The sequence below is a fragment of the Pontivivens marinum genome, assembly GCF_900231835.1.
In the GTDB taxonomy this organism is placed as follows: domain Bacteria; phylum Pseudomonadota; class Alphaproteobacteria; order Rhodobacterales; family Rhodobacteraceae; genus Pontivivens; species Pontivivens marinum.
This window is the reverse complement of the sequence record NZ_OCTN01000006.1, coordinates 29,059-51,592: the sequence shown is the minus strand read 5'-3', so window position 1 is coordinate 51,592 and position 22,534 is coordinate 29,059. Positions and strand designations below refer to the sequence as shown.

Sequence of the window (22,534 nt, the reverse complement as noted above, 5' to 3'; positions counted from 1 at the left end):
GCCACATACCAAAAGAAACGCCGCCGTCGGGACATCCTGACGGCGGCGTTTTTGTATCTGCGGCATGGGGGCGGCGCACCGCCCCCGCAGTGGTCAGCTCACATGCTTGCGCTGATAAGCACGCCATGTTGTCGCCCACTGGTCCGGCTCATCCAGCGCGGTCGTCAACTGGTGGATCGGCGCGTTATGCGGGGCGGTGCGAACGATCTCGGGGTTTTCATAGGCCTCCGTCACGACGTGCTCGAACACGTCGATCCAGTAGTCGATATCCTCCTTGGACCACAGCTCCCCTGCCTCAGGCGTGAAGGGTTCCGCGACCAGCCACGGCTCATGGCTCAACCACAGGGCATCTATGCCGAAATCGGTCATGCGGATCGAGATCTCGAAGATGGTGATGCCGGTATCCTGCGTTACCTTCTCGACCGAATGGCGCGTCATCTCCATGCGGGGCACGGTGATATCGGGGTTGGAGCGGGTCACGCCGCGCACTTCTCCCAGCCGTTTATCCATGTAGTTGTTGGACAAGACGGAGATATCCGCCGCCTCGCGCAGGCCCTCGGCCCCCATGGCGCGCGCCCACGCATATGCCTTGAGCACTTGCGGTGCATTCCCCCAGAATTCACGCACCCGCCCGATACTGTCAGGGCGATCATCGTCCAGCCGGTAGCTGTCACCATCCTTGACCACCAATGGCGAGGGCAGGAACGGCACCAGATGTTCGGCACAACCATAGGCACCGACAGCGGGACCACCGCCGCCCTTTGGCGCGCCAAAGGTCTTGTGCAGCATGTACATACACGCATCGAAGCCCAGCTCACGCGCGCGCAGGCGGCTCATCACACCGTTGAAGTTGGCATGATCGTAGAAGCACAGGCCACCTGCCTCATGCACGATGCGCACCCATTCCTTAATGTCGGGATTGTAGATGCCCATATCGTCAGGATTGTTCACCATCAGCGCCGCCGTGCGCGGGCCGACGACGGATTTCAACTGCTCCAGCGAGGGATAGCCGTTTTCCTCCAGCGTCAGGGTAATGACCTCGAACCCGGCGGTGTTGGCCGTGGCGGGGGAGCAGGGATGCGTCTGGATCGTCGTGATGATCTGGTCACGCTGCTGTAACTCGCCGCGACTGGCGTGATAGGCGCGGGTAACGCAGGCATGGGTATAGGCCGCATCCGCGCCGCCACCCGCCTGAAACACGAACTGGTCCATGCCGGACACTTCGCACAGAAAATCGCTGAAGTTATCGTATAGCTCCAACACCCCCTGCAAGGTCGAGGCATCCTGCAACGGGTGCAGATTGCGCAGATGCTCCAGCGCCGCACGCTCACCAATACGCGGGTTGTATTTCATCGTGCAGGTGCCGAACAGCGACACGCCCATCATGCCCATCGTCATCTGGCTGAGGTGCAGATAGTGGCGCAGCGCGTCATGCTCGGTGATTTCGGGCAGGGCGGGCGCCACCTTACGCATCGCGGTGCCGGGCAGCGTCGGCGCGGGGGCGTCGTCAAACACAATGCCGCGCCGTCCGGTGCCGGTCATTTCGCAGACCACAGGCTCGGCCCAGCGGGCAGCGTGGAAACCGGTGGAACGCTTCAGGTAATCTTTGATCGGAGCGGTCATGCCAGCACCTCCTTCAATGCGGTGACAAGTCGGTCGATATCATCGGGCGTGTGGGTTTCGGTAACGCAGAACAGGGCGGCGGCACCGGTAATGCCAGCCTCGCCGGTGATGTCCTTACCGCCAAAGATGCCGCGCTGCCGCAGGGCGTCGTTGATGGTGGCGACATCGTGATCCGCGAACTGCACCACGAATTCCTTGAAAATCGGGCGGGACAGATCGACGCTTGCACCGTCCAGCGCATTGATCGCCTGCGCCGCAGAACCGGCCCGCGCCATGATCAGGCGTCCAATCTCGGCAAAGCCCTCTGGCCCCATCGCGGCCATATAGGCGGCATTGGCCAGCGACCACAGATAGACGGAGTTGCCGGTCCAGTCCTTGCCCTCGTCCCGCATGCCATAGGACGATTGATGGAACAGCGTCAGGCCGAATCCGAACTCGCCCTGCTGCCGCGTTTGCGAGATCGAGACGTTCAGCGTGTTATATTCCCGCGCATATTTCTCCTCGTCCGGACTGGCGATAAAGCCGCCAACCCCGCCGCCCGCATACATATGCACGCCCAGCGGTTGCGTCGGGCCAACGGCGATGGTCGCGCCATAGGCACCGGGGGCCTCCAGCAAGCCCAGCGATAGCGGGTCCACACCAACAATTGCCTCCGCACCTGCATCGCGGGCAATCTGGCACAGCTCGGCGGGGTTCCCCTCAATCACACCGTGATAGGAGGGCGTTTCGAAATAGATCGCGGCGATGCTGTCATCCGCCTTTGCCCGCAGATCATCGCGGTCAATGCAGCCATCCGCGCCAATGGCGACGGTCACAATCTCGATATGCCGCTCCATTTCTGTGGGCGCGCAATAGTTTTCCAGCACCGACAGGCGCTCCGGATCCATGATCGCGGGGATCAGCACCCGCTTGCGGCCGGTGATGCGGCTGGCCATGCGCACGGAATGGCCGATGGCGCAGCCCCATGAATAAACCGGCAGGCCGACGAAATCCATTTCAACCAAGGCCCCGATCTGGCTGGTAAATTCAAACCACGCCTGATTGCGCCCGTGATCCGAGGTCGGTGCGCCGAAAACCGAGGTTTGCCATTCATAGCGGCCCACAACCTCATCACAGATCGCAGGCACGTAATGCGGCCATGCACCCGCGCCCAGAAAGGACAGGTTGTCAGCGCAGGTTTCGTTTTTCGCCATCAGATCATCCAGATGCCGCGACAGCGCGACCTCCGATGCCAATTGCGGCGGCAGATCCAGCGGGCGTTGCATCCGGTGGTCCGCAGGCACCTGTACGAACAGCGCCTCGACATCCTGCGCACCGACAGCGGCCAGCATTTGCTGCTTCGCGTCACCGCCGGAATTTGCCATCCATGGATGTGGCTTGGTCATGTCATTCTCCTGTCGATTATTCTTTGGGTCACGGGACCACCTTCATCACCTGATGCCGTGCGGGGCCGGTCATCACGGGCCAGTATCCGGCCATTTCCGCGTCCAGCGCGGGATCACCGGTGTCGATGGTCAATTCTTGCGGATGCAGCGCGGCCAGCTTGTCCGCCCCGCAAATCACGTCGATGGGCGGCAGACCCGCATTGCGCAGCACCCGTGCCGAGATTTGCTGATTGCCGCGTCCCAGAACGAAGCCCTGCCCGCCCACAACCGTCAGCCCGATGCGGACATTCCGCCCTGCAATGGCACTCAGCAGCGCATCCTCATCCACATCCCGTGCGATGATCTGGCCACACTGCGCCAAGTCGACGCCCAGCAAAGTGCCACCACCCAGCCGCTGTTTCAGCGCCGCCATGGTCATGCCCGGTCCCAGAATATACAGCGTATCGTCGCGCATCCGGCGGGCATAACTGGCAAGGGTGGCGTCCATTTCCCCGACGGGATCGGTGCCGCCTGCCTTGGGGTTCTGGCGCGCGCCGGAACTGTCCAGCGGCGTGCGCGCCACGGTGTATAGCCGCGCGGAAAGCCGCCCTGCGCGGCGCGCCTCCTCATCAATATCGAGGATCTCGACCGCCTCGGTCCGTTGCGCTGTATCAGATAGAAACCGCGCCGCCATCTGCCCCGCCCGTTCGGGAGAGCGGGCAAAAACGCCGGAATGCATCTTTACCCCCGACGGGATGCCCAGAACGGGAATACCGCCCGCATTAGCGGCACAAATATCGCGGGCCGTGCCGTCGCCACCTGCAAACAGGATCAGATCAACCTGCCCCTGCATGTCGCGCACCACATCACGGGTATCCTGCGCGGTGCCGTATGCGCCCGATAGCAATGGCATGTCAGGCGAACCATCTGGCCGCACCACGCCACATAGAACCGGCGCATCGCTGAGGGCCTGAAACGCCCGCAGCGCCCGCGCCGCCCGCACAGGGGACACAAGGTCGCGACCAGCCAAAGCGGCGCGCTGCACCATATCCGGCTCGTCACTGCCCTTGCGCGCCATTGCGCCGCCCAGCCCTGCGACCGGATTGACGATCAGGCCCAGCCGAGTCATGCGGCGCTACAATTCATTTTTCGTACTTTTGTTCGCATAACGAATTGTTGACGACTTTTCATCACGCAAGCAAGTCCTTTAGCGTGAAAAATCGAACACTCGTCCGCGAACGGCCCTATTCAGCGTGGTGGCAGCGCACCCGCGTTTCCCCGATCATCCGCGGCGCGGGATGCTGTTCCTTGCACACCTGCGTCGCCAGCGGGCAGCGGGGGTGATAGGGGCAGCCGGGGGGCGGGTTGATGGCGTCGGGGATTTCACCCTTGGGCGGTTCAACCTCACGTCCGAATGCATCCATGCGCGGGGCGGCGTCGAACAGCATTCGGGTATAGGGATGTTTGGGCGCATCGAACAAACGGTCGCGCGGCGCCTCCTCAACCAGCGATCCCAGATACAGCACCCCGATCCGGTCCGCCATGTGACGCACCACGGTCAGGTCGTGGCTGATGAACAGATAGGTCAGGCCCATCTCCTCACGCAGATCGGTCATCAGGTTCAGCACTTGCGATTGCACGGACACGTCCAAGGCCGATGTCGGCTCATCGCAAATGATAATCTTGGGGTTCGAGGCAAGCGCGCGCGCAATGCAAATCCGCTGCCGCTGCCCGCCGGAAAATTCATGCGGAAACTTGCCCGCATCGGACGCCGACAGGCCCACCTGCTGCAACAGCCGCTCGGCCAGCCCCTTGATCTGCCCGCCACGCACGGCGACAGGTTCCGCGATGATGTCGCGCACCTTCCACCGTGGATTCAGCGAGGCATAGGGGTCCTGAAAAATCATCTGTAGTTCAGAGCGCACAGCATCGGCGCTGCCCTGCTCGGCGATATCAACGCCGTCAATCACCACGCGCCCCTCGCTGGCGCCAACCAGCCCTGCAATGATGCGGCCAATGGTGGATTTGCCCGAACCACTTTCCCCCACCAACGCATAGACCGAGCGCTCCTGAATCTCGAAGCTGACATCGGCAACCGCGCGCAGCTTCGCCTTGGGCACGCGTTCGATGACGCGGTTCAGCCACGGTTTTGACACATCGAAATCGCGGATGAGGTTTTCGACCTGAATCAGCGCGCTCATATCGCGGCCTCCTGTTCGTGGGTGATCGGAAACCAGCACGCGGCGCGGTCATCACAGGTTTGCAGCGTGGGACCTGGCGCCTGTGCGCAGCGCGATTGCGCCCGCTCACATCGTGGATTGAACGCACAGCCAGCAGGCACCGCATCCAGTCGCGGCATCGCACCGGGGATTTGGCGCAGCCGTTTCTGGCCCTGCGACGCCACGGGGGTCGAGGCCATCAGCCCCGCCGTATAGGGGTGCCGCGCCTGCGTGACCACATCGCGCACCGGTCCAAGTTCGGCCAAGCGTCCGGCATACATCACCGCCACGCGGTCCGCTGCCTCGGCAATCACGCCCATATCGTGCGTTACCAGCATCACCGCCACGCCCCGCTCACGACATAACCGCCGCAACAGGGCGATGATTTGCGCCTGCACCGAAACGTCCAGCGCCGTCGTCGGTTCATCCGCGATAATCAGTTCGGGTTCGGCACAAAGGGCCAGTGCGATCACGACCCGCTGGCGCATGCCGCCGGAAAATTCATGGGGATAGCTGTCGATCCGCTGTCGTGCGGCGGGAATGCCGACCTCGTCCAAGGCGGCGATTGCACGCTCCCGCGCTTGCTTAACCGACAGGTCCAGATGCTCCAGAATCGTTTCCGTCAACTGGTCGCCCACCGTCAGCAGCGGGTTCAGAGAGGTCAGCGGGTCCTGAAAGATCATCCCCATCCGGCGGCCCCGCAGCTTGCGCAAGGCGGCCCCCTTCAGGTGATGGATCGGCTCACCCTTTAGCAAAACCTGACCCGACACGATGCGCGCGGGGCGGTCCAGCAGGCCGATAACAGCATTGCCGGTCATGGATTTACCGGCACCCGATTCCCCCACAACGCCCAGAATTTCACCGGCGGCGATGTCATAGCTAACCCCGTCCACAGGGCGCAAAATGCCGTGGCGGGTGGGGATTTCCACGACCAGATCGCGGACAGATAATACAGGCTGGGTCATTGGACTTCCTCAGCGCAGGCGGGGGTTGAGCGCATCGCGCAGCCAATCCCCCAGCAGGTTGATCGACAGCGCCAGCGCTAGCAGCGTCAGCGCCGGAAACAGCAGAATCCACCACTCGCCCGAGAACATATAGCCCTGCCCGATGCGGATCAGCGTGCCCAGTGACGGCTTGGTCGGCGGCGCACCTACGCCCAGAAAGGACAGCGTCGCCTCCGCAATAATCGCCAGCGCCAGACTGATCGTCGCGATCACCAGCACCGCGTTCAGGGCATTGGGCAGGATGTGGCGGATCATGATCGAGAACGGACGCCGCCCGACCAGCCGCGCTGCCTGCACGTAATCGCGGTTTTTCTCGACCAGCGTGGCACCCCGCACAACGCGGGCAAACTGCACCCAATCGGACAGGCCGATTGCAAGGATCAGCACGTAAATCGCCATCTGGTCCCGATATTCCGGCGGCGTAATCCCCTTGGCCACGCCAAAGATCAACATCGCGACCAGAATGGCCGGAAAGGTCAGCTGAATATCAGCGGTCCGCATGATGACGGATTCCACCCAGCCACCCAGATATCCCGCCAGCAGCCCCAGAACGACACCGATCACCATGGCCAGCAGCACCGCCGAGAAGCCGACGAACAGCGAAATCCGCATACCGTACAGAATGGTAGAGAACACATCCCGCCCCTGATCATCCGTGCCCAACAGGAACGTATCACCGGTAAAGGCATTCGGAGCACCGGGCGGTGTGAACCCGTTCATCAGGTTCAGCGAACCGGGATCGAACGGATTGTGCGGCGCGATCCACGGCGCGAACACCGCTGACAGCACCAGAACCGCCACCACCAGGGCCGAGATCATCGCCACCGGCGAATGGCGGAACGAATAGGCCAGATCGCTCTGCCATGCGCGGGCCATCCGGCCGGGCGCGGGGCGGGTTTCAGCAGGGTTTTGGGGATCGGACATTTCAGTGCCCTCCGGACTTACCATCGACGCGCAGGCGCGGATCAATGGCGAAATACAGCAGATCGACGATCAGGTTGATGCCGACAAACATCACCGAGATCATCATCAGATAGGCGGCCATCACCGGAATATCGACGAATTGCACCGCGTTGATGAACAGCAACCCGACACCGGGCCACTGGAAAACCGTCTCGGTAATAATGGCAAAGGCGATGATGCTGCCCAATTGCAGACCGGTAATCGTAATCACCGGCACCAGCGTATTGCGCAGCGCATGACGGAAGTTGATGGACCGCTCACGCAACCCGCGCGCACGAGCAAAGCGGATATAGTCCATGCGCAGAACCTCCAGCATTTCGGTGCGCACCAACCGCATAATCAACGTCATCTGGTACAGGCCCAATGTGATGGCAGGCAGCACCAGCGCCTTTAGCCCGCTGACGGTCAGAAAACCGGTGGTCCACCAGCCCAGATCGACAACCTCACCCCGCCCGAAGGACGGCAGCCAGCCCAGCTCGACCGAGAACAGAAAGATCAGCAAGATACCTATCAGGAATGTCGGTAGTGACACGCCGACCAGTGACAGGGTCATAATCGCGTTGGAGCTAAACCCCCGTTTCCGGATCGCGGTCAGGATACCGAATCCGATCCCGCCCCCCAGCGCCAGCAGGCCCGAGACAAAGGCAAGCTCCAGCGTCGCGGGCAGGCGCTCCGCCAGAATGGCGGAAACCTCACGCCCCTGACGATAGCTCAGCCCGAAATTGCCCTGCGCGGCCTGTTGCAGGAATTTGCCGTATTGCACAACAAAGGGTTGGTCGAGGCCAAGCTGCCCGCGCAACCGATCCACATCGGCCTGCGTGCGTTCCTGCCCCAGCATGTTTTCAATAGGATCGCCCACGAAACTGAACATGGAAAAGGCGACAAAGCCTGTGATCAGCAAAACCAGTATTGATTGCGCGACGCGGCGGATGATGTAGGCGAGCATCGGGTGAATTTCCGGTCAGGGGCGCGCGGGCCGTTTGGTATGGATTGTGCGGCAGGGAACGCCCCCGCCGCACAACAGTAGGCTAGACTCAGTCGATGGTGAAATACTTCACCTTGACCTGATCATCCGCATCGACGGCCGCACCGACCTCGTTGCGCATGGCCCAGTTCAGCATCTGGTGGTGTACCGGCAGATAGACGACGTCCTCCTTAACGATATCCCACATCTGCGCGATGGTGGCGTCGCGTGCCTCCAGATCGACCTCGGCTGCGATGGCCTGTGTCATCTCGTCAATCTGCGGGTTGGAATAGCGGGTGCCGTTCCATGTGCCGTACAGATCGCCCTTGGTGTGGTACAGGAAGTTGAAGATATACTCGCTGTCATAGGACGGAACGCCCCAGCCCATCATGTAGAAATCCGACTCCAGACCGTTCACAACGGGGAAGTGCTGCGCCTTTGGCTGCGCGTTCAGGTTCACGGTGATGCCGATCTGCGCCATCATGCCGACAGTGGCCTGACAAATCGCCTCGTCGTTCACATAGCGGTCATTCGGGCAATCCAGCTGGATCGAGAACCCGTCCGTCCAGCCTGCTTCGGCCATCAGCGCACGCGCCGCGTCCAGATCGGTGGCGGGAACGGTGTTCAGCTCCTCGGTCCAGCCGCTGACGAATGGAGGCATGATAACCCCCGCAGGAATCGACTGGCCCCGCATTACGACCTGACGGATTGCATCGCGGTTCAGCGCCATGTTCATCGCCTGACGCACACGCACATCGGCCAGCGGGTTGCCGCCCTCGGGGTTGCCGTTAACCAACTCGTCACTGACATTCATGCCAAAGAAGATGACGCGGTTTTGCGGCGACGACATGATTTTCAGCTCGTCGGAATCCTCAACCCGCTGCAAATCCTGCACCGGCACGTCCTGAATGAAGTCCACCTCACCCGACAGCAGCGCCGCGATGCGCGTCGACGGGTTCTGGATCGGCGTATAGACGATATCCGAATAGGCCATCGGGAATTCATCAATGCCCCAATAGCCGTCAAAGCGGGTCATCTCTGTCTTTACGTCGGCCTCACGGCTGACCAGCATATAGGGACCGGTGCCGTTGACGTTTTGCGAGGCAAAGGTTTCCTCGCCGCCCTCAACATCCTGCACATCCACGGTGCTGTTCGCCTCGGCCCAGTCCTTGTCGATCATCAGGATGTTGGGCAGCGATGCGGGCAGCAGCGGGTTCGGGCCCTTGGTGGTGACGATAACCTCGTAATCGCCATTCGCCTCAACCGATGCAACGGAGGAGATCAGGCCCTTCATGTCGCTGTTCTCGCTCAGCGCACGTTCCATCGAGAAAACAACATCCTCGGCGGTAAAGGCAGCACCGTCATGGAATGTCACGCCTTCGCGCAGGGTGAAGGTCCAGATATCGGGGTTCTCGGGGTTCACGGTCCAGCTTGTCGCCAGCGCACCCTCCAGCTCACCCGCAGGGTTACGCAGAACCAGCGGTTCCATCATCTGCTGCATCATGGCCAGCGTCGGGCCCTCGTTCTGCGCGTGGGGGTCCAGCGTCAATGCGTCACCCGAACGGGCCCAACGCAGCGTTTCCGCCTGCGCCGCACCCATCGTCAGCGTCATGGCCGTCGCGGCCAGAAGAAGATGTTTCATCATCAATTCCCTGTTGTTTCGGTTGCGGGTCCGATTTTCGGACCTCGTTGAATCAGACCTTGCGGTTCGATCGGTGGACCTGTCGCGGCAGCGAGGACAGAACCTCGACCCCCTCTGCGCGCAGGATAACGATATCCTCCAACCGTATTCCAAAGCGACCCGGAATGTAGATCCCCGGCTCGATGGAAAAGACCATGCCCTCACGCAGCACGGTTTCGGAGGAGGAGGTAAGATAGGGCGGTTCGTGAACTTCCAACCCCATGCCGTGACCGGTACGGTGGACGAAATATTCGCCATAGCCCGCATCGGTAATAACCTGCCGCGCGGCATCATCGACCACATGCGCGGCAACACCGGGGCGCGCCGCATCTGCGGCGGCCTGCCATGCGCGCTCCACAATATCGTGGATCTCGGCATAGCCCTCGGGCCCGTCGCCCAGAATGGCCATGCGGGTCATATCGCTGGGATACCCGCCATAGCCCGCACCGATATCGAACATCACCGCGTCGTCATCCTGTAGGACACGGTCGCCGGTTGAATGATGTGGAAATGCCCCGTTCGGCCCGCTGGCGCATAGGGTAAAGGCGATGGCAGCACCCTGTTCCGCGAACTGGTCGCGGATCACCTGCGCGGCCTGCAATTCGGTCAAACCGGGGCGCAGCGCGTTCAGTCCGGCCTGCATCGCCCGATCGGCCACGGCGGCACTGGTGCGCAGGGCGTCCAGTTCCGCATGATCCTTGAGCATCCGCAGATCACCGACCAATCCGTCGGCAAAGGCGGGCTTCGCCCCCGTAAACACATCCAGAATCGGCAGCGAGAAATCGGTCCGCATGGTTTCGTCCAGCACAACCGCGCTGACGTCACCGATCACCTCCTTTAGCGCCAGCAACGCGCCACGCGGCCCGTCTTCGTCACGCCATGTCAGCAGCGGCATTCCCGAATGCGCCTCCGCCTGTGTGGCATTGACCGAGGGCACGATGAAATGCGCGCTGTCCTGCCCGATGGCCAGAATGGTCAAACGCTCATCGGGGTGGGGGTGCCAGTCCAGCACCCAATGCATATGCGCACCGGGGCCAAGCGCCACCAGCCCGACACCCTGTTTGGCCATTGCGGCGCGGATCGCGGAAAGTCTGTGTTGAGTACGGCTCATCTTATATTCCTCATTTGACTTCCTCACGCGACGCGCGGTTTGGCGTCGGGGGTCAGTGGGCTTTGATAGGGTGTGCGGGCGGTACGCTCGCGGAAATCGGCCTTTGCCTCGGCCAGAACCTGCGGTTTGGTCAGCAATTCCGCCGCCGCACCGGCCAGCGCCTTGGACACCTGCGCCATCGCCTTATGCGCGGCGGGTGACTTACCCTGCGCCGTAGTTTGCCATGTGTGCAACGTGGTGCCAATTGCCATGGTCGCTCCGGTCAACTGGGCAAAGGGAACCTTCCAGCTGATATCACCCAGATCGGTCGAGCCAAGCATCGGCACGCCCCGCGTTTCATAAGGGATAACGCCATCATGCATCACCGCATCGCTGGGCTGCACACCCGATGCCTGATAGGCCGCGTCGATCGATTCCGCGCCCACCGTGGCCTGAATATCCTTGGCAAAGGCCAGATCGGTGGCGTCCATCTGCGCGGGGCCAGCGGCCTCCATATGACTTTGCAGCAGTTTGTATAGCGGCGGATTGTCCAGCATTTCTGACATGGCAGAGATGAAATCGACAGTCACCGTCGTATCTGTCATCATCGCCGCACCACGGGCAACATTGGTCACACGCTCCACCAGCGACTGCATGTCCTGCCGCTTCAGCGAGCGGACAGAATAGCGCACAGTGGCGTTTTCCTGCACAACATTGGGGGCGATACCGCCCGAATTGGTCACGGCATAATGGATACGACTGTCCTGCGGCACATGTTCGCGCAGATAGTTTACGCCCACATTCATCAGCTCCACCGCGTCCAGCGCGCTGCGACCCAGATGCGGGGCAACGGCGGCATGGGCGGTGCGGCCCTTGAAGTGGAAATCGACCATCGCCACGGCCAGCGTCAGCGGCGGCAGGATGCCGTTAAAGTTGAACGGATGCCATGACAGCGCCGCATCCACATCGTCGAACACGCCGTCGCGCACCATGAATGTTTTGGCCGCGCCGCCCTCCTCAGCCGGGCATCCGTAATAGCGGACACGCCCGGGCAGGCCGTTCGCCGCCAACCAGTCCTTGACCGCCGTGGCCGCCAGCAATGCGCCGGACCCCAGCAGGTTGTGACCACAGCCATGGCCGCTGCCGCCTGCCTCAACCGCGTCGGGTTCGGCAACGCCTGCCTTCTGGCTCAAACCGGGCAGCGCATCATACTCGCCCAGAATTGCGATCACGGGACCGCCCTCGCCCGCCTCACCCATCATGGCGGTTTCGATTCCCGCAACATTATCGGTGATGCGGAACCCCTGAGCCTGCAACATTTCGCGGTGCGCGGCGGCGGAGCGGTGCTCCTTATAAAGCAGCTCCGGCGTGTCCCACACACGGTCGGCCAAGGCGAAAAAGTCCTGCTTCTTGGCATCGACCAGCGGCCAGAGGGGGTTTTCGTTGGACATATCAAATTCCATTTGTGACGCAATCAATGCGAACATGTGTTCGCATATGACGCGGAGTGTCAAGCACAGTGCGGAATGATACGCCGGATCAGTCCAGCTCTGCCTCTACCTCGATCTCCACCGCGTAATCACCGATCAGTTTGGCCACCACAATCAGCGTATTTGCGGGCCGGATATCCCCGAAATAGCGTTCATGCACCGCCGAAACCGCCTGCCAATCGGACTCATCCGTCAGGTAGATTCTGGTGCGCATCACGTCCTCGATCTGGCCGCCCAATGTGGACAGTGCGCCGGTAATCTTGTCCAGAATATAGACCGCCTGCCCCTGCGCATCACCTGCGCAAACCGTGCCGCCATGGGGATCGGTTGCGGTGGTGCCGCTGACCAGAATGCGGTTCCCCTTGCGGATCGCGCGGGCAAAACCGGCCTTCTCCTCCCAGATGGACCCGCTCTCCGCCAAGGTCCGCGCGGGCCGGGCGGGCACGGGGCGCGATGTCATGACAGGGGGCAGCGCCTCCAGATGGTCGCTCAGATCACCCGAGGCCGTCAGGAACGGAGGCTTACGATATTCATCGCCGCAATCGCCGGGGATCGAATCCATCTTGGCCGTCGCCTCGGCGATCCGGGCGCGATCCTCCTCGGTGAATTCCAGATCCAGCAAGCGGCGGTTATCGTCGCGATGGCTGTTTTCACCCAGCCGCACCCCCACGATAACCCCTGCCGTTGCGGGCTGATCCAGCACCCAGCGGCTGGCCACGTTCGAGATCGAGGCACCATGCCGTTTGCCAACCTCCGCCAGTGTTCCCAGCAGGCCCTGAAACCGGTCCCATCCGCCTGCTGCCTCGACAAAACGCATATATTTCATACGGCTCCAGTCGGTAATCTCGGCCGGTTTCGGCTGGCCCAGTGACCGGTCAGACAGGTAGCCGCCGCATAATGTGCCAAATCCCAGCAGGCCGACGCCATGCTCCGCCGCCACCGATGTCAGCTCACCCGCGCCCCGTCGATCAAGGACGGAGAAGCAAACCTGGTTCGTCGCAATCTCGATGCCCTGCTTCAGCACCATGCGCAGATGCGCGGCGTCGAAATTGGTCAGGCCGATATGCCCGATCAGACCCTCCTGCCGCAGCTTCATCAGTTCCGTCAACGCATCCAGATATTCGGGCGACTGGTACTGCCACCAATGGAACTGCATGACGTCCACGCAATCCGTGTCCAGCCGCTCCAGCGCGGTTTCGACACCCTTGCGCACGGTGCCTGCATCCATCGGGCCGGGGGCGGGGCACCACTTGGTCAGGATGGTCGGGGTGGGTCCGCCCTCCGCCGCCAGAATCTTTGCCGCACGACCCGCCACGATTTCCGCGCTGCCGTAATGATCCGCCATGTCAAAGGTGGTGAACCCCTCACGCGCATAACCGGCCAGGGCCTCGGCCATCTGGTCCAGATCGACGGCGCGGCCATCCCGTTCCTGATCGGCCATTTGCCACAGGCCGGTGACGATGCGCGACAACGATAGGCCGGATGGCAGGGTGATCTGGTCGAGGGGCTGGGTCATCTGGCTACTTTCGTACAGTTGTTCGATTTGGAGAGAGTGGCGAAGCCATCACCCCCCGTCAACACAGGATTCGCACGGCGTGCAGATAGGCTATGTGACAGTTTTCCGCATAATTTCGAAAAAATTGTTGACGCATTGCAATCTGCGTCACACAGTTATTTCGTACATTTGTGCGCATAACGAACAAATCCGGACAGAGTGGCCTCCCGCCTCTTGTACCGGAATCCGACAGGAGTAGGACCATGAACAACTGGATTATCGCAGGTGCCGCAGCACTCGCCCTCAGCCTGACCGCGCTTACAACCGCGCAGGCAAAACCGCTGGAGGACATCCTGTCCGCCGGCACAATCCGCATCGGCATCAACCCCAACTTCCCGAATATGAGCACCCGCAATGATGATGGTGAGTGGGAAGGCTTCGACATCGATATCGGCACCATGATCGCCGAGCGTCTGGGCGTTGAGGTAGAGTGGGTGCCAACCGAAACCGCACAGCGCGTGCCGTTTCTGGTCTCGGACCGCATCGACGTGTCCATGGGCGCGCTGACCCGCAATTCCGAACGGGCCAAGCTGATCGACTTCACCGCGCCCCTGCACACCGAGGTTCTGGCCGTTCTGACCACCGACGCGGTCGAGGGCGACACTTGGGAAGATTTCAACCGCGACGGCATCACGCTGGCCAATATGCGCGGCAACTGGACCGTTGGCTGGGCTGAGGAAAACATGCCCGAAACGGAAACCGAGCTGGTCGATTCCATCGCCGACACCGTGCGCATGGTTGCACAGGGCCGTGCCGATGCGATCGTTGAAAACGTCGATTTCTTCATGGGCTTCACCGAAAATTACGACGCGGTGAACTGGCGCGTTCTGCCCGAGCCTATCTTCGTGGCCTACTGCGCATTGGGCGTCAGTCAGGGCAATGATGACCTGACCGAAGTGCTGAACATCATCCTGTACGATCTGAACAGCGGCGGCACCATCGCCACCGTTTGGGAGGAAAACTACGGCGCGCCGATGCTGCGCGAAGTTCCCGTCACCCCCTGGTTCTGATCCCACGCAATAACAGGGCGCGCGCAACCGTGCGCGCCCTCCCCAACGGGCAGGTCACATGAATTACAACTTTCAGTTCAACGTCGTCTGGCGCAATTTCGATGTGCTGCTCGAGGGCGCATGGTTGACGCTGCAACTTGGCGTCTTTGCCTTTACCGCCGGTTGCCTGATCGGGCTGGTGGGCGCGGCAATCCGCTCCTACGGCCCTGCGCCGCTGCGCTGGCTGGTGAATATCTACGTTATCTTCATCACCAACACGCCTGCGCTGATCCAGATATACTTCCTGTATTTCGCGCTGCCGGAATTCGGCATCCGCTGGTCGAACGAGGCCTGCGTGCTGATCGGCCTGACGCTGAATGCGGGCGCCTACCTCACCATGATCCTGCGCGCCGGTTTTCTGTCCGTGCGACAGGCAGAGATGGAAGCAGGCGAGACGATGGGCATGTCCCTGCCCCAGCGCATCCGCTATATCGTCGTGCCCCATATCGCCAAATCGATCTATCCGGCGCTGGCCAATTTCTTCATCGTTATTCTGGTCATGGGCACGTCCGTCGGCGCGCTGATCGGCGTGGATGAACTGACAGGTCAGGCGATCAACCTGTCCACGGTCAACTATCGCTGGCTGGAATACTTCACCGTCGCCGCCCTGATGTATGTGGTGTTGACCTTTATCGCGTCGATTGGCCTTGCCCTCCTGGGCCGGTGGGCGTTCCGCGTCAAAGCGAGGATCTTCTGATGGAGCGTATTCTATCGCAAATGCCGGAGTTTTTCAGTGCCAAGAATCTGGTGCTGCTGGCGCAATCTGCCGGTCTGACCCTGTCCATGACCCTGATGGGATGTCTGATCGGGTTCGGATTGGCGCTGGTGCTGGTCTATCTGCGCACCACGCCGGGTCTGTGGGCGCTGCCGCTGCGCGTGACCTGCATCGCCTATGTCGAGGTGTTCCGCCGCATTCCGTTTCTGGTAGTGATCTATCTGGTGCTGTTTTTCATCCAGACCATCGCGACGGATGTGTCGCTGTTTACCATCGCTGTGATCTCGATCTGTATCTACGCAATTGCCTATACTGCCGACATCATTCGCGGCGGTATCGACAGCGTGCCCTATACGCAGATCGAGGCGGCGCAGGCCATGAACCTCAGCCGTTTGCAGACCATGTATCTGTGCGTTCTGCCGCAGGCATGGCCGGTGATCGTGCCGCCTGCCATCGCCTTTGCCGTGTCGTTTATCAAGGATACCGCACTGGTCAGCCAGATCGGCGTATTCGAATTAACGTTCCGCGGCAAAGAGTTGAACAATCAGGGTTATTCCGGCGCGCTGGTCTTTGGCACCATCGCGCTTTGCTACTTCGCCATGTCCTTCCCGCTCAGCATGCTGGGCCAACATCTGGAGAAACGCCTTGCCACACCTCGCGGTAAACGGAATCCACGCTAAATACGGCAGCCTCGACGTTTTGCATGGCATCAGCTTCGACGTGGATCGGGGTGAGGTGGTGTCACTTGTCGGGCCGTCAGGTTCGGGCAAATCAACGGTGCTGCGCACGCTGGTCGGGCTGACCCCTGTGACCGGCGGCGGGATCGAGGTGGACGGAACCTCGATCGACTACCGCTCGTCCCGATCGGTGCGCGCCGCCCGCGACCGCATGGCGATCGTGTTCCAGCAATATAACCTGTTCCAGAATATGAGCGTTCTGGGCAACGTCACCCTCGCCCCCCGTCGGGTAAAGGGCCGCAAACGGCAGGAGGTCGAGGCCGAGGCGATGGACCTGCTCGATCTGGTCGGCATGGCGCACAAGGCTCACGCCTATCCCGATGAGTTGTCCGGTGGCCAACAACAGCGCGTCGCCATTGCCCGCGCGCTGGCCCTGCGCCCCGAAATCCTGTTGCTGGACGAGGTAACATCGGCACTGGACCCCGAACTGGTAAACGAGGTGCTGGACGCAGTGCGTCGTTTGGCGGCCGAGGGGATGACCATGCTGCTGGTCAGCCACGAAATGGCCTTCGTGCGCGAGGTCTCGTCAAAGGTGGTGTTCATGGATCAGGGCAAAGTGATCGAGGCCGCCCCCCCGGCCAAAATCTTCGATGCACCGGACAGCGAGCGCGCCCGCGACTTTTTCGGCAAAGTGCTACGCGGATAATACCGCCGACCTATCCCTGTTGGCGCGCGCTCTCTCATTCGGGCGCGCGCCAAAATGTTATCTTATTACATAATTTACCCTTGACCCAAACTGCTGCGCCGCGCAAACGTACCTGCGATGGTTTCTGACGTCCGTTAGGGCGAAGGAATGAAAAGGGAATACGGTGAGGACGCGCCAAACGGCACCGAATCCGTGACTGCCCCCGCAACTGTGAGTGGCGAGCGACCCCGAACAACCCACTGGCCAACCGGCCGGGAAGGATCGGGACAGCATTGACCCACAAGTCAGGAGACCTGCCATCATCGTTGAAACTCGACCCGGGCGGGGCGTCCGGACAGGAGGTCATGATGGTTTCTACAGGCACCGCGCCTGCGCAAATATATGCTTCCCTTCTCGCCCCGCTGCGCCACGGAGGGCTGCATGGACCGAACCAAACACAAAATTACCGTTCACACATCGTGCCGACATCCGTGCACGCAATGTCGTGCCGCCCGCAATCTGACCGCGCATTTGCACGCGGCGCTGAATGTGGCGGATGGCGTGTTGGCGGCTGACTTTGAAATCTCGGGGCAGGTCATGACGGATTGCGACGGCCATGAATGCAGTCTGCGCTATCATGTCGGGCCGCCGGTCTGGCAGGCCAGTGCGGGAACCGTCCATTGACCGCCGCCGCACTGCGCGTACAGGATCTGAGCTGGGGTCCGAAACAGGATCTGCCGGTGCTGCACCCGACCTCGTTCGAGGTGGGCGCGGGCCGCATTCTGGGGATTGTCGGGGCCAACGGCGCGGGCAAATCCACGCTGCTGCGGCTGCTCTACCGGTTTTTGCGGCCCGATACGGGGCAGGTTCTGCTGGATGATCGCGATATCTGGACCATGTCGGCGCGCGACGTGGCGCGCAATATAGCTGTGGTTTTGCAGGAGCAACCCACCGATTTCGCCCTGACCGTGCGTGAGATTGTGGCTCTGGGCCGCACACCGCACCTGTCCGCCTTTGCCAGCGGGGGCGCGCGGGATGCGACCATCGTGATGGATGCCTTGGCGCAATTGAACTTGGCTGATTTCGCGGACCGGATGTTCGGCACCCTGTCGGGGGGCGAACGTCAGCGGGTTATGGTCGCGCGCGCATTGGCGCAACAGCCGCGCCTGCTGGTGCTGGACGAGCCGACAAACCATCTGGATATCCGCCACCAGCTCGAAGTTCTGATCCTTATCAAGGGGCTAGGCACCACCATCGTCACCAGCCTGCATGACATCAATCTGGCCGCGACCCATGCTGATGATGTGCTGGTCCTGTCCAAGGGCGAGATGCTGACCTTCGGCCCCCCCGATCACGTCCTGACCGAGGAAATGATCGCCCGATCCTTTGGCGTGCGCGCACAGCGGCAACACCTACATCCCAGCGGCGACGCGCACCTGACCTTTCACCTGTAAGAACCGGAATTCACGCATGAAAACGACTCTGACCACCCTGTCCCTGCTGGCACTGGCCACCCCCGCGCTGGCCCATCCGGTCACGGTGGAGAGCTGCAACCGGCAGGTCACATTCGACGCCGTGCCACAGGCCGCCGTGTCCAATGACGTGAACCTGACGGAAATGATGCTGGTGCTGGACCTGACCGATCACATGGTCGGCTATACCGGCATCAATGGCTGGAACAAGCTAGACGCCGAAATGCGCGCAGGCGTGGGCGAACTGCCCGAGCTGGCCGAGCGTTATCCGTCCAAGGAGGTGCTGCTGGGCGCCGGTGCCGATTTCTATTTCGCCGGTTGGAATTACGGCATGCGCGTGGGGGGCGAGGTAACGCCCGAAACCCTGCAACCCTTTGGCATCGATGTGTACGAGCTATATGAAAGCTGCGCACATATCATGGATAAACCCGTTGCCAGCATGGAGGATATGTATACCGACCTGCTGAATCTCGGCACGATTTTCGACGTGTCGGATCGGGCGGAAACTCTGGTTGCGGGCTACCGTGCGGAACTGGCGGCGATCCTTGAGGAACTGCCCACCGATGGCGATGCGCCGCGGGCCTTTGTCTATGATAGCGGCGAGGATACCCCCTTTACCGCCGGTCGTTATGCCATGCCAAACGCGCTGATCGCGGCGGCGGGCGGTGTGAATATCATGGACGATTTCGAGAAAAGCTGGGCCACCGTCAGTTGGGAGGCCGTGGTAGAGCGTGATCCGGAAATCATCGTCATCATCAATTACGGCGATGTGACTGCGGAACAGAAGCGCGCCTTCATGATGGAAAACCCCGCCTTTGCGAATATGTCCGCCGTGCAGAATGACCGCTTTGTCGTGCTGGAATATGTCGAGGCAACCCCCGGCCCGCGTAACATTCAGGCCGTGCGAACCCTGGCCGAGGCCTTCTGGCAACAATGAGCATCCCCCCCGCCACACGGCGCAAAATTATCGTACCATCGGTGATGATCACAGGTCTGGCGCTGCTGGGCCTGTCGATCTGCGTCGCGGTTAGCGTGGGCGCGGTCGTGGTGCCGCTGCAAACGGTGTGGGGGATCATGGCGCACCACCTGTCCCCCGCACTGGTCACGCCGGATTGGTCCACGGGCCAACAGGCCATCGTCTGGCAAATCCGCCTGCCGCGTGCGCTGCTCGCGGCGATGGTGGGGGCGGGTCTGGCGCTGGTCGGGGCCAGCCTGCAATCGGTCACGCGCAACCCGCTGGCCGATCCGCATCTGCTGGGCATTTCCGCCGGTGGCGCGTTCGGCGCGATCCTCGCGCTGCTGCATACGGGGTTGTTTCTGGGGCTGCTGACGGTGCCGCTAATGGCATTTCTGGGCGCGCTGGGGGCGACGTTTCTGGTGCTCAGCGTGTCCAGCTTTGCGCAGGCGACCAGCGCCGACCGGCTGGTTCTGGCCGGTGTTGCGGTGTCCTTTATCGTCATGTCCTGCGCCAACGTGCTGATTTTCCTGGGCGATCCACGGGCCGCGCATACGGTGGTGTTCTGGATGCTGGGCGGGCTGGGATTGGCGCAATGGGACCAGTTGATCTATCCGGCGGTGATCCTGCTGGGCTGTGCGGCGTGGTTTATGATGAATGCCGGACGGCTGAACGCGATGACCATCGGGGATGAGACGGCGTCCACGCTGGGCATTCCGGTGGCACGGTTCCGGCTGGCTGTCTTTATCGTCGGGGCGCTGCTGACCGGTGTGATGGTGGCGTTTTCGGGCATTATCGGATTTGTCGGCCTGATGATCCCGCATATCGTGCGGATGATGGTCGGGGGCGATTATGCGCGGGTGCTGCCTGCCTCGGCGCTTGTGGGCGCGATTTTCCTGATCTGGGCGGATATCGCCGCGCGCACGCTGATGGCGCCCGAGGATATTCCCATCGGCATCGTCACCGGCCTGATCGGCGGCGCGTTCTTTATCTGGCTGCTGCGGCGCAAGGCTTAGTCCAGCGCGGCCAACCCCGCGCTGATCCCCAACAGGGACGCATCGAACAGCACCGCCTGATCCGCCGCCAAGGGCTGATAGCCAAAGGTGGCGGTGATCCCCCCGCGCAAGCCGTCCAGCTGCCCATCGCTCAACGGCGCGACGGCCAAACAATATTGCGCATCGCAGGCGGTCCAGCGCAGGGGCATTCCCGCGCCACCATCCACGCGATACGCCGCGTTCTGCGTCAGGTTCACCCCCGTTGGCACCCGCAGGACCAACGCCGTGCCGCCCGCATTCCGGCGCAGGACAATCTGCGCGATCTCGGCGTCATCCCCGGGCGCGACCAAGCGTTGCGCCAAAACGCATGAGGTTTCCCCCTGCGCCACGGCACGGCAATCCAGCGACCAATCGCGGTGGCGGGCGACTTCCTCCGCCGCCGCAGGACCGACCAGCAACAGCAGGGCCAGCAGCCGGATCAAAAGCTGACCCCCGCCGCGACCAGCAATTCCACATCGCCATTATCGGTAAAGGTTGCCGTCTCGCGCAGCGGGATCGCGGCGGTGATGCGCATATCCATCCGCGGCCCGTCTGCCGCCAAGGGCACCCCGATCACCACGCCAAATCCGGCGGAATATAGCGGGTCATTCGCCACCGATCCGCCCCCCGTTACACGGTCCCAACTGCGGCCCGCATCGATAAAAGCGAAACCGCTCAGGTCCGGCCCGTCCGTCAGGGGAATGTCGCGCGACAGCTCCACCCGCAGGGAATAACCGGCATCGCTGCCGCTCTCGCTGGCGGGATATCCGCGCACGGCCTGCGCACCGGCCACGCTGAACCGTTGCGCGGCGGCGACCGGCCCGTTGGAGAATTGCCAGTTGAATTGCCCCGTCAGGCTCCAATCCTCGTTCAGCAGGCGGGCATGCAGGGCGGTGCCGGACCAGCGGATAATATCATCGGTCGCGCCAACCACCCCGTCATCCAGCCGCGCAAACCCGATCCGATGGCTGAGCGCGGTAACGGATTCCCCCGCCACGCGCCAAACATGGCTGCTGCCCAGTGACAGCTCGGCCACGTCCTGCTCGGTAATCGAAACGCCCAGCAGGTCCGAGCGTTCGCGCGTCACCACCAAACCCGCCTCCAGAATATCGCTGCCCTCATCCCCCGCGCGCAACGGATGCGAGACGCCCAGCGTCAGCGTTTGCGTCCGGTTCACCAGATCATCAATCGGTGCGGTTGCGTTGACAAAGGCATTCCGCTCCACCGACAGCCCGCCCGAAATGCGCGTGCCATCATCGCCAACGGGGCGGGAATAGCCCAGCGACAGCGAGCGGTTTCCCTGCCCCCCGCGCACCGACATGGTTAGCGGATCACGCAGACCCGTCAGGCTGGTGCGGGTGATGCTGGCGCCCGCGCGCCATTCACCAACCTCTGGCGCGCCATCATTGCTGAGGGTCAGGCCGTAAACCCACGGCTCCGGCTCCTCCACGCTTAACGCCAGATCGGTCGTGCCCTCCGCCGCGCCGGGGTCCAGCTCGGCCGTGACGCGAATATCCTCGGTTTCGGGAAAGGTTGCCAGCCGCGCCTGCAAGGCCTCCAGATCGGCCAGATCGCCCGCGCGCGCACCGGCACGGCGCAGGATGTAATCGGGGTCCGTATCGGCGGTGGGGGTGACGATCACCTGACCATAGGTGATTTCCACCAGCTCAACCCCGCCCACCGTTCCGTTCAGCGTGATCGGCTGCGCAAAGGCCAGACGCGCCCCGACTGCGTCATAGGCAGCGTTGATTTCCTCGGCTATGGCGGTCAATCCGGCGACCGTGGCGGGGCAGGTTGTGCGCCCCTGCACCACAATTTCCGACAGCACATCCGGCGACAGATAGCCGGACTGCCCCCCGCCGGAACTGTTGGTGATGGTAATCTGGCTGAGCATCTGCGCCCCCGGTTCCGGCGCGCACAGGGCACGGGCGGTATCGGCGGCGCAGATCAGGGCCAGCGTAGCGGCAGAACGATACATCATAGCTTCAAATGCT

The 22,534-nt window shown here is 62.1% G+C and carries 21 protein-coding genes and 1 riboswitch; of the genes, 8 read left to right on the top strand and 13 right to left on the bottom strand.

All coding sequences use genetic code 11. The annotated features are described in order from the left end of the window. Positions 1 to 93: 93 nt before the first annotated feature. From gcvPB to CR254_RS13495, 11 genes are all read right to left on the bottom strand, one after another. Positions 94 to 1,623: an aminomethyl-transferring glycine dehydrogenase subunit GcvPB gene (gene gcvPB, locus CR254_RS13545; RefSeq protein ID WP_097930881.1), complete on the bottom strand. Its 1,530-nt coding sequence runs from the start codon at positions 1,621 to 1,623 to the stop codon at positions 94 to 96. Beyond that, positions 1,620 to 3,008: an aminomethyl-transferring glycine dehydrogenase subunit GcvPA gene (gene gcvPA / locus CR254_RS13540; protein ID WP_219618014.1), complete on the bottom strand. Its 1,389-nt coding sequence runs from the start codon at positions 3,006 to 3,008 to the stop codon at positions 1,620 to 1,622. The genes gcvPB and gcvPA overlap by 4 nt, the downstream gene beginning before the upstream one ends. A gap of 28 nt (positions 3,009 to 3,036) precedes the next feature. Beyond that, positions 3,037 to 4,116: an ATP-NAD kinase family protein gene (locus tag CR254_RS13535; protein WP_097930879.1), complete on the bottom strand. Its 1,080-nt coding sequence runs from the start codon at positions 4,114 to 4,116 to the stop codon at positions 3,037 to 3,039. 115 nt (positions 4,117 to 4,231) lie between these two features. Continuing rightward, the gene (locus CR254_RS13530; RefSeq protein WP_097930878.1) at positions 4,232 to 5,188 is read right to left on the bottom strand and encodes an ABC transporter ATP-binding protein; all 957 of its coding nucleotides are present in this window, start codon (positions 5,186 to 5,188) and stop codon (positions 4,232 to 4,234) included. Beyond that, positions 5,185 to 6,171: an ABC transporter ATP-binding protein gene (locus CR254_RS13525; protein ID WP_097930876.1), complete on the bottom strand. Its 987-nt coding sequence runs from the start codon at positions 6,169 to 6,171 to the stop codon at positions 5,185 to 5,187. The genes CR254_RS13530 and CR254_RS13525 overlap by 4 nt, the downstream gene beginning before the upstream one ends. A gap of 9 nt (positions 6,172 to 6,180) precedes the next feature. After that, the gene (locus CR254_RS13520) at positions 6,181 to 7,086 is read right to left on the bottom strand and encodes an ABC transporter permease (RefSeq protein ID WP_425440284.1); all 906 of its coding nucleotides are present in this window, start codon (positions 7,084 to 7,086) and stop codon (positions 6,181 to 6,183) included. A gap of 49 nt (positions 7,087 to 7,135) precedes the next feature. Then, positions 7,136 to 8,119 carry an ABC transporter permease gene (locus CR254_RS13515; protein ID WP_097930872.1) on the bottom strand — a complete coding sequence of 328 codons (984 nt, stop codon included), beginning with the start codon at positions 8,117 to 8,119 and terminating at the stop codon, positions 7,136 to 7,138. Positions 8,120 to 8,207: 88 nt separating this feature from the next. Continuing rightward, positions 8,208 to 9,782 carry an ABC transporter substrate-binding protein gene (locus CR254_RS13510; RefSeq protein WP_219618013.1) on the bottom strand — a complete coding sequence of 525 codons (1,575 nt, stop codon included), beginning with the start codon at positions 9,780 to 9,782 and terminating at the stop codon, positions 8,208 to 8,210. Positions 9,783 to 9,831: 49 nt separating this feature from the next. Then, the gene (locus CR254_RS13505) at positions 9,832 to 10,929 is read right to left on the bottom strand and encodes a M24 family metallopeptidase (RefSeq protein ID WP_097930868.1); all 1,098 of its coding nucleotides are present in this window, start codon (positions 10,927 to 10,929) and stop codon (positions 9,832 to 9,834) included. A gap of 23 nt (positions 10,930 to 10,952) precedes the next feature. Then, positions 10,953 to 12,359 (bottom strand): M20 family metallopeptidase, encoded by a 1,407-nt coding sequence (locus CR254_RS13500; RefSeq protein ID WP_097931062.1) that lies wholly within the window; start codon positions 12,357 to 12,359, stop codon positions 10,953 to 10,955. A gap of 88 nt (positions 12,360 to 12,447) precedes the next feature. Then, positions 12,448 to 13,914, bottom strand: coding sequence for an aldo/keto reductase (locus tag CR254_RS13495; RefSeq protein ID WP_097930866.1), 1,467 nt, complete (start codon positions 13,912 to 13,914; stop codon positions 12,448 to 12,450). A 242-nt stretch (positions 13,915 to 14,156) separates the two neighbouring features. Here CR254_RS13495 and CR254_RS13490 point away from each other — a divergent pair, with 242 nt between their 5' ends. From CR254_RS13490 to CR254_RS13455, 8 genes are all read left to right on the top strand, one after another. Further along, positions 14,157 to 14,963, top strand: a complete 807-nt coding sequence (locus CR254_RS13490; protein ID WP_097930864.1) for a transporter substrate-binding domain-containing protein — start codon at positions 14,157 to 14,159, stop codon at positions 14,961 to 14,963. A gap of 58 nt (positions 14,964 to 15,021) precedes the next feature. After that, the gene (locus CR254_RS13485; RefSeq protein WP_097930862.1) at positions 15,022 to 15,699 is read left to right on the top strand and encodes an amino acid ABC transporter permease; all 678 of its coding nucleotides are present in this window, start codon (positions 15,022 to 15,024) and stop codon (positions 15,697 to 15,699) included. Continuing rightward, a complete protein-coding gene (locus CR254_RS13480; protein ID WP_245851644.1) occupies positions 15,699 to 16,397 on the top strand; it encodes an amino acid ABC transporter permease in 699 nt (232 codons plus the stop codon). Before CR254_RS13485 ends, CR254_RS13480 begins: the two co-directional genes overlap by 1 nt. Further along, complete coding sequence (locus CR254_RS13475) at positions 16,363 to 17,100, top strand: amino acid ABC transporter ATP-binding protein (protein ID WP_097930860.1); 738 nt, start codon at positions 16,363 to 16,365, stop codon at positions 17,098 to 17,100. Before CR254_RS13480 ends, CR254_RS13475 begins: the two co-directional genes overlap by 35 nt. A 101-nt stretch (positions 17,101 to 17,201) precedes the next feature. After that, positions 17,202 to 17,415, top strand: a riboswitch (cobalamin riboswitch). Positions 17,416 to 17,520: 105 nt separating this feature from the next. Beyond that, a complete protein-coding gene (locus tag CR254_RS17935) occupies positions 17,521 to 17,763 on the top strand; it encodes a hypothetical protein (RefSeq protein WP_145996748.1) in 243 nt (80 codons plus the stop codon). After that, complete coding sequence (locus CR254_RS13465) at positions 17,760 to 18,533, top strand: ABC transporter ATP-binding protein (RefSeq protein WP_180955997.1); 774 nt, start codon at positions 17,760 to 17,762, stop codon at positions 18,531 to 18,533. The genes CR254_RS17935 and CR254_RS13465 overlap by 4 nt, the downstream gene beginning before the upstream one ends. A 16-nt stretch (positions 18,534 to 18,549) precedes the next feature. After that, the gene (locus CR254_RS13460) at positions 18,550 to 19,488 is read left to right on the top strand and encodes an ABC transporter substrate-binding protein (RefSeq protein ID WP_097930854.1); all 939 of its coding nucleotides are present in this window, start codon (positions 18,550 to 18,552) and stop codon (positions 19,486 to 19,488) included. Continuing rightward, positions 19,485 to 20,522 carry a FecCD family ABC transporter permease gene (locus CR254_RS13455; protein WP_097930852.1) on the top strand — a complete coding sequence of 346 codons (1,038 nt, stop codon included), beginning with the start codon at positions 19,485 to 19,487 and terminating at the stop codon, positions 20,520 to 20,522. The genes CR254_RS13460 and CR254_RS13455 overlap by 4 nt, the downstream gene beginning before the upstream one ends. Here CR254_RS13455 and CR254_RS13450 read toward each other — a convergent pair. After that, positions 20,519 to 20,983, bottom strand: coding sequence for an invasion associated locus B family protein (locus tag CR254_RS13450; RefSeq protein WP_180955996.1), 465 nt, complete (start codon positions 20,981 to 20,983; stop codon positions 20,519 to 20,521). The genes CR254_RS13455 and CR254_RS13450 overlap by 4 nt on opposite strands. Further along, complete coding sequence (locus CR254_RS13445) at positions 20,980 to 22,521, bottom strand: ShlB/FhaC/HecB family hemolysin secretion/activation protein (RefSeq protein ID WP_097930849.1); 1,542 nt, start codon at positions 22,519 to 22,521, stop codon at positions 20,980 to 20,982. Before CR254_RS13445 ends, CR254_RS13450 begins: the two co-directional genes overlap by 4 nt. Positions 22,522 to 22,534: the final 13 nt, after the last annotated feature.